This window comes from Azospirillum sp. (genome assembly GCF_035628975.1).
In the GTDB taxonomy this organism is placed as follows: domain Bacteria; phylum Pseudomonadota; class Alphaproteobacteria; order Azospirillales; family Azospirillaceae; genus Azospirillum.
In genome coordinates, this window is the sequence record NZ_DASPIS010000099.1 from 1 (window position 1) to 7,701 (window position 7,701).

The window sequence follows — 7,701 nt, forward strand, 5'->3', positions numbered from 1 at the left end:
CTAGTGCACTGACGCAGACATAGGATTCACAGCGGCCTGCTGATGTGCGATTCTGTCGGCATGGCCCAGACCGTCAGCGTCATCGTTGGAGCAGAGGATCGCGCGCGTTTGGCCGCGCTCCTCGGCGACCGCAACCGCCCGCACAAGCATGTCCAGCGGGTGAACATCATCGTGCTCTCGGCCGAGCGGCTGCCGGTGCAGGAGGTGGCGCGCCGGGCCGGTGTCAGCCGCCCGGCGGTCTGGCGTTGGCAGGTGCGCTACGCCGAACAAGGCGTGGATGCGCTGCTGCGCGACAAGACGCGCAAGCCCGGCCGGGCACCGCTGCCGACCGCCACCGTGGCCAAGGTGCTGGCGCTGACCTGTTCGGAACCACCGAGCGCCGTGACACACTGGACCGGCCGAGCGGTCGCCAAGGCCGTCGGCATCAGTCTGCGCGCCGTGCAGCGCATCTGGGAAGCCAACCGGCTCCAGCCGCATCGGCTGCGCACCTTCAAGCGGTCCAACGATCCGGCTTTCGCCGCCAAGGTGGAGGACATCGTCGGCCTCTATATGGACCCGCCCTGCCACGCGGTGGTGCTGTCCATCGACGAGAAGAGCCAGATCCAGGCGCTCGACCGCACCCAGCCGGGTTTGCCGCTGAAGCCTGGCAAGTGTGGGACGATGACGCACGATTACAAGCGCAACGGCACCACCACGCTGTTCGCCGCGCTGAACACCCTGGACGGCACCGTGGTCGGCCGCTGCCTGCCCAAGCACACCCACAAGGAGTTCATCAAGTTCCTGAACGCCGTTGAGCGCGTGGTGCCGGTCGGCAAGGTGATCCACGCGATCGTCGACAACTACGCCACCCACAAGCATCCCAAGGTGCTGGAATGGTTGGCCGATCACCCGCGCTGGGTCTTCCATTTCACGCCCACCTCGGCCTCGTGGATCAACGCCGTCGAGGGCTTCTTCTCCATCATCACCCGACGGAGCATCCGGCGCGGCGTGTTCAAGTCCGTGGCCGACCTCCAGGACGCCATCGCCCGCTACATCCGCGAGCACAACAGGGCATCCAGGCCCTTCGTCTGGACCAGGCCGGCCGACACCATCCTCGATAAACTCAGCCGTTTGCCTGCACCTTCTGAATGAGTCAGTGCACTAGCATGCTGGCTCCGACGATAATACGCCGCCGCTGCTCGAAGAGCTTCTTCCAGACGATGATGTTCGCGACGCCGGTTTCATCTTCGAGCGTCAGGAACAACACACCGTTGGCCGATCCCGGCCGCTGCCTGACCAGTACCAGTCCAGACACCGTCACCCTGCGTCCGTCCCGCGTGCGAGCGAGATCGGCGCAGGTGATGCTGCCCTGCCCTCGCAGGTCCTGGCGGAGGAGAGCAACAGGATGGCTGCGCAGGCTCAAGCCCATCATCGTGTAATCCTCCACCACCTCCCTGCCCCCGCTCATCGGCCTGAGGGTGACCTCCGGCTCCACCGCCTCTTGCGCAGCCCCGGCGGCCGCGAAGAGCGGCAGGGCCTCATCCCGGAGCGCCCGGATGGCCCAAGCAGCCTCTCGACGCGTAAGCCCCATACCGGCGAAGCCATCGGCGGCCGCCAGCTGGCGTAGTGCCGCGACCGGCACACCCGCCCGACGCCATAGGTCCTCAACGTCGCCATAGGGACGATCCTCGCGGGCGGCGACGATCCCGGCGCCGGCGGCGTTGGCCAACCCTCTCACCAGCCGGAGTCCGAGGCGGACGGCCAACCTGCCCTGCCCCGCTGGCTCCAACGTGCAGTCCCAGCGCGAGGAATTGACGTCGACCGGCCGGACCTCGACGCCGTGGTCGCGCGCGTCCCGAACGATCTGCGCCGGCGCATAGAAGCCCATGGGCTGAGCGTTCAGCAGGGCGCAGGTGAAGATCTCGGGATGGTGGCACTTCATCCAGCTGCTGGCATAGGCGATCAGCGCGAAGCTCGCTGCGTGGCTTTCCGGGAAACCATAGGACCCGAACCCCTCCAACTGCTTGAAGGTACCCTCGGCAAACTCCCGGCTGTAGCCGCGCGCCACCATGCCGTCGACCAGCTTGCTCGAAAATTTGCTGACACCACCCGTGAGCTTGAAGGTGGCCATAGCCCGCCGCAGCTGGTCAGCCTCGCCGGGCGTGAAGCCGGCGCATTCGATGGCCACCCGCATCGCCTGCTCCTGAAAGAGCGGGACGCCCAGAGTCGATCCCAGCACAGCTTCGAGCTCGGGCGTGGGATAGTCCACCGGCTCCAGTCCCTCGCGGCGGCGCAGGTAGGGGTGCACCATGTCGCCCTGGATCGGGCCCGGCCGGACGATCGCCACCTGGATAACCAAGTCATAGAAGGTCCGCGGCTTGATCCGCGGCAGCATGGCCATCTGGGCTCGGCTCTCGATCTGGAAGACGCCCAGGGTGTCGGCCTTCCTGATCATCGCGTAGGTCGCCGGGTCCTCGGCAGGGATGCTGGCCAAGTCCATGCGGATGCCCTTGTGCTCCTCCAGCAACTCGAAGGCCCGGCGCATACAGCCGAGCATCCCCAGCGCCAGGATGTCGACCTTCATGATGCGGAGGACGTCGATGTCGTCCTTGTCCCATTCGATGACCTGCCGGTCCTCCATGGCGGCAGGCTCAATCGGCACGAGCTCGTCCAGCCGGTCCTGCGTCAGCACGAAACCGCCCGGATGCTGCGACAGATGCCGGGGCGTGCCCATAAGCTGTTGCGCAAGCTCCAGCGTCAGACGCAGACGCCGGTCTTTCAGGTTCAGGTTCAGCTCCTTCGCGTGCTGCTCCTCGACACCCTCATCCGACCAAGCCCAAATCTGCCCTGCCAGTGCCGCCGTGACGTCCTCGGTGAGCCCGAGCACCTTGCCGACGTCACGGACGGCACCACGCGCCCTGTACCGGGTGACCACCGCCGTCAGAGCTGCACGGTGACGGCCGTAAGTCTCGTAGATCCACTGGATGACGATTTCTCGGCGATCGTGCTCGAAATCGACGTCGATGTCCGGCGGCTCCCGACGTTCGGCCGATACGAAGCGTTCGAACAGCAGGTTGTGACGCTCGGGATCGATGCTGGTGACGCCAAGCACATAGCAGACGGCTGAGTTGGCCGCCGAGCCCCGACCCTGGCACAGGATGCCACGAGACCGGGCGAACCGGACGATGCTGTGGACGGTCAGGAAGTAGGGCGCGTAGCCCAACTGGTCGATGAGCCGCAACTCGTGCCGGAGCACGGCCTGGACCTTCTCCGGCACGCCATCGGGATAACGGTCGGCAACGGCCGACCAGGTCAGCTGCTCCAACGACTGCTGCGCCGTCAGGCCTGGAATTACCACCTCCTCAGGGTATTGGTACTGCAGCTCGTCCAGCCCGAACTTGCATCGCTCCACGATCTCCAGCGTACGGGCCACCGCCTCCGGATGTCGGGCAAAGAGGCGGGCGATTTCTGACGGTGGCTGGAGGAAGCGGTCGGCGTACCGCTCCCGCCGAAACCCGGCGCTATCGATGGTGCAGCCCTTGCGGATGCAGGTGACGATGTCCTGCATGATGCGCCGGTCCGGCGCGTGATAGAGGACGTCGTTGGTCATCACAGTCGGCACACGGTGGGTCGCGGCCAGTTCTGACAGCAGGTGCAGCCGCAGGACATCGCCCGGTCGCCGGCGGAGCGTCAGGGCCACGTAGCACCGGCCGGGAAAGGTGTGGCGCAGCCGCGCCAGTTGCCGGGCGCAGCGGTCGTCCGGTTCATCCGGCACCAGGATGGCCAGCAGGCCCTCGGCCCAATCGGCGACGTCCTCCCAGGACAGATCGCAGGCCCCCTTCCCTGCCCTGCCTTTGCCGAGCGTCAGCAGTCGGCAGAGCCGACCGTAGCCCGCCCGGTCCATGGGATACAGCAGCAGGGCCGTGCCGTCGGTTAGGTCAAGCCGACTTCCGATGACCAACCGGACGCCGGTCTGCCGCGCCGCCTCGTGGGCGCGGACGATGCCCGCCAGCGAATGCCGATCGACGATGCCCAGCGCGGAAATTCCCAGCGCCGCCGCCCGCGAGAACAACTCCTCGCAGCTGCTGGCCCCGCGAAGAAAGCTGAAGTGGGTTGTCACCTGGAGCTCGGCGTATGTCGAGCCTGCGGGACCCCGCCCCTGCCCGGCCGCGCTCATCCGAACAGCCCGTGGATGAACCATCGCATCGGCCCGGTGTCCGGGGAGCTTTCCCAGGATCGGTAGAGCCAGAAGCGCTCGCCCGTATGGTCCTCGACGACATAGTAGTCGCGCGCGGCCGCCATCTCGCGGTCACGCCGCCACCATTCGCCATGGATCCGCTCAGGCCCATCCGCTCGCTTGATGAGCCGGCGCACGCCGCGCCAGGTGAAGGCCATCGGCGGGTGATCGGGCATCAGGGCCATCGTCTCAATGGGCTCCGGTGGCGTCAGCAGGCGTCCCGGCCGCGGCCACTTGGAGGGCCAACCGGCTGGTACCGGCGGCGCCAGGGCGGGGATGCGCGTGACCGACCGCTCCGGTACATCGCTCTCCACCGGCGCGCACCGGAAAACCCTGTCGTGGCCGATCCGGTTGCCCAGCACATCGACCAGCCCGGCGATGGTGGCCACCTCGTCGAACGTCCCGGGATCGGTCTCCCCGGCCACCAGCCGGCCGACCTCCTCAGCCGACAATGGCTCCGCAAGCGTGGCCGTCAAAATGGCGATCTCGATCCCGAATCCCGGGTCGACGCTGTCGATGCGCTCAACAAGCAGGCGGGTGAGGTGTGGAGCTGCGCGCACCGGCTTCGCCGTGCCGACGCGGATAGCTTGCATTGTGCCGTCCACGCGGTGCCAGAGCAGGTCCAGCGTCCTGGCGCCCAGCCCATGCTGCTCCAGCTGCCCACAGAGGTCCTGCACCAGCGCCCCGATGACGGCCTGTAGTGCCTCGGCCGTGCTGATTGGTTCGACCAGACTGCGTCGTGCCTGGACGGTCTCGACCGGCACGACAGGCACGATCGGTTCGGCAACGCGGCCGAAGACCTGATCCAGCCGCCGGCCGGGCAATGTACCGAAACGATGGGCCAGAGGCGCACGCGGCGTCGCCTCCAGATCGCCGACGGTCTCGAAGCCCAGGCGTCGGAGTTCGACGGTCATCTTAGATCCCAGCCGGAGGGCGGCCACCGGCAACGAGGACACCGTCTCCAGCGCATCGTCGATCACAGACACTGGGCGATGCCCGAAGCGGGCAATGGCATTGGCTGCCGCCGGCGTACCGGCGACTGCAGCCCGCGCAGCAACGCCCATGCCGGCGAGGCGGCTGATCAGATCGTCGAGCAGCGGGCGCTCGCCACCCAGGAGATGGCTGGCGCCGGTGATGTCGATCCAGAGGCCATCGGGCGGGTCCACTGCCACCATCGGGCTATAGCGGAGCGCCCACAGTGCCAGACGGTGCAGGCCCTCGGCATCGGCATCCGGATCAGCGTCGGCTATCGTCAGGCCGGGCACCTTCGCCCGTGCATGGGCGAGCGGAATGCCCCGGCGTAGGCCGAGCCGATGCGCGGCGGCGTCCACCGCGGTGATGACGCGCTGTGCGCCAGTCGATGCGATGACGAAGGGTGTGCCGGGCGGCTCGTCGGCCTCAAGTGCCGAACCGGAGCCCGACCGCTCGTGCCGTTCCTTCGATGAGCGTGCCCTGACGCGAAGCCGATCCGTCGGCCAAGTGGGCAGGTAGACCGAGACGACCCTCTTCATCGCAGCCCTCAATGTCCCACTCGCCTGCCACGCCCCCACGACACCGCACCAGTTCCACCCGCCATCGCCTGCGGCCTATCCCCGGCGCTGGCAGTGGGCTGGACGGCAGGGCTGAAACGCGCCAACGGGTGACGGCAGCCGTCGGCTGGCCGATCTCGGCGGCAGCCGCGGCCGGGCTGCGCCATCGGCGCAGGATGATGGCTGTGACGCCGGAATGCTCGGCGGCGATTTGCATGCGCCTGGACGCCACCATGGGGAGCTTGGCCAGTTCACCGACCACGGCCGCGAGCCCGCGGTGGCGCAGCCCTTCCTCCACCAGCAGAGGCAGCGTCCTTTCATCGGGCGCCTCGGCATAAATGACCCGGTTCGGATCCAGGCCGACCTGAGACAGCGCCGGAGCGTACAGGTCCGACGCCCGCAGACACCAGAGTACCGGCCCGGTCATTCTAGCCAGGATGCCCGCTGCGAACAGGGTGGCCGCCGCAGCGTGGATCACGCCCAGATCGCCGCCCTCGGCCACCTCGTGGACGCCCCTCAACGCCAGCCCGCCACCTGGCAGCCGACCGTCGACCTCGCTGATACCGAAGGGCAGCACGCGCATGGCGCGCCGCCCGCCAATCTCCAGCTGATGGATGCGGTTGCGCAGGTCTTGTAGGGCGATGCTAGGGCGCGGCTCAGGATGCATGTCTCTTGAGACAGAAAGGGAAGGATTATGTTCCCTTTTTGTTCGCCAAAAACAGGAGCACTGTCAAGCTTTGGTTTTTGGCTCCTTGCTCACCCTGCCGTTGCCATGTGCAAGCGATCCACACCACCGCAGCTTGCTCCCTGTTAAGCAACGCCATAGCGACTGGAAGTGAAGACGCGCGCCGGCTCCATTCGGCAGAAGATCGAGCACCCCTACGCGGACATGGCGCACGTCCATGGCTGCACTGGCTGTGTCAGGTGGGAATTTGACCCTCGGCGCAGCTTACGCTGATGGTCCGTGGCGCGGCGGCTGGATGGTGCCGACGGAGGTGCGGAACCGCTTCTCGCTGCGACTTGATGCGACCGCGGATCGTGTCCGTCATCATCCGGTGGTGCTAACGGAAGTGCGAAACCGCCACGCGCTATGCGCCTCCTAGGGATGGGTCCGGGTGCCAACAGAAGTGCGAAACCGCTTCTCGCTGCGACCATCAACGCGCCAAGCCCCAATACCGCTGATCCAGAGTGCCAACGGAGGTGCGAACCAGACGCTCGCTGCGACCGGCCTTTACCCCCATCGCCCACATACCCACAGGGGTGCCAACGGAGGTGCGAACCAGACGCTCGCTGCAACCCGCCCGACCAGACCCGTGATAAAAGTCATAGCTAGTGCCAACGGAGGTGCGAACCAGACGCTCGCTGCAACGCGCCACATACTCCGGGTCCACCATCATCCGCGTGTGCCAACGGAGGTGCGAACCAGACGCTCGCTGCGACCCCTGGCCTGGGGTGTTTGAAGTTGTGGCTGGGAAGTGCCAACGGAGGTGCGAACCAGACGCTCGCTGCGACGCTGATCTGTCGCAGTTCGTGCGTTGGAAGCCGGAGTGCCAATGGAGGTGCGAACCAGACGCTCGCTGCGACTCGGAAGCGTCTATGAGGGGCAAAACTTGGACTTGTGCCAACGGAGGTGCGAACCAGACGCTCGCTGCGACTGGCACGAGCGCGACGTTGGCGTCGATCAAGCTCGAGTGCCAACGGAGGTGCGAACCAGACGCTCGCTGCGACGCGCGCTGATTAAGAACTACGCATCCGGCCGAATTGTGCCAACGGAGGTGCGAACCAGACGCTCGCTGCGACGGCCTAACTAAGACAACGGTACGTGTCAACGCGAATGAGACAGCTGGGATTTGAGTTCAAGCTCGGGACACTTGCGTGATTGACTGCACCAGCAAGCTGGTCGCCGCGTCCGTCCGCTTACAGGATGCCGGCAGGCTCAGGTCGCACAAGGCCCTT

General features: G+C 66.6%; 4 protein-coding genes and 1 CRISPR repeat array. Of the genes, 1 reads left to right on the forward strand and 3 read right to left on the reverse strand.

Annotated features, from left to right (window positions below; all coding sequences use genetic code 11):
- Positions 1-60: 60 nt before the first annotated feature.
- Entirely contained in the window at positions 61-1,131 is a 1,071-nt protein-coding gene (locus tag VD964_RS22075; protein WP_324870649.1) for an IS630 family transposase, read from the forward strand.
- Between the two features lies 1 nt (position 1,132).
- On the opposite strand, the gene VD964_RS22080 is transcribed toward VD964_RS22075, so the two are convergent.
- Genes VD964_RS22080 through VD964_RS22090 form a run of 3 tightly spaced genes read right to left on the reverse strand, consistent with a single transcriptional unit; the run spans position 1,133 to position 6,412 of the window.
- On the reverse strand, positions 1,133-4,156 hold the full coding sequence (locus VD964_RS22080; RefSeq protein WP_324870650.1) for an error-prone DNA polymerase: 3,024 nt from the start codon (positions 4,154-4,156) through the stop codon (positions 1,133-1,135).
- Positions 4,153-5,727 carry a DNA polymerase Y family protein gene (locus VD964_RS22085; protein ID WP_324870651.1) on the reverse strand — a complete coding sequence of 525 codons (1,575 nt, stop codon included), beginning with the start codon at positions 5,725-5,727 and terminating at the stop codon, positions 4,153-4,155. Before VD964_RS22085 ends, VD964_RS22080 begins: the two co-directional genes overlap by 4 nt.
- Positions 5,615-6,412: a damage-inducible protein gene (locus tag VD964_RS22090; RefSeq protein WP_324870652.1), complete on the reverse strand. Its 798-nt coding sequence runs from the start codon at positions 6,410-6,412 to the stop codon at positions 5,615-5,617. The genes VD964_RS22085 and VD964_RS22090 overlap by 113 nt, the downstream gene beginning before the upstream one ends.
- Before the next feature lie 521 nt (positions 6,413-6,933).
- Positions 6,934-7,542: a CRISPR direct-repeat array (repeat unit 34 nt; unit sequence GTGCCAACGGAGGTGCGAACCAGACGCTCGCTGC).
- Positions 7,543-7,701: the final 159 nt, after the last annotated feature.

What these genes read in the sequence shown, in the direction of transcription:
- VD964_RS22090 (WP_324870652.1), bottom strand. Translation starts at nt 6,412, where the DNA reads ATGCATCCTGAGCCGCGCCCTAGCATCGCCCTACAAGACCTGCGCAAC.
- VD964_RS22075 (WP_324870649.1), top strand. Translation starts at nt 61, where the DNA reads ATGGCCCAGACCGTCAGCGTCATCGTTGGAGCAGAGGATCGCGCGCGT.
- VD964_RS22080 (WP_324870650.1), bottom strand. Translation starts at nt 4,156, where the DNA reads ATGAGCGCGGCCGGGCAGGGGCGGGGTCCCGCAGGCTCGACATACGCC.
- VD964_RS22085 (WP_324870651.1), bottom strand. Translation starts at nt 5,727, where the DNA reads ATGAAGAGGGTCGTCTCGGTCTACCTGCCCACTTGGCCGACGGATCGG.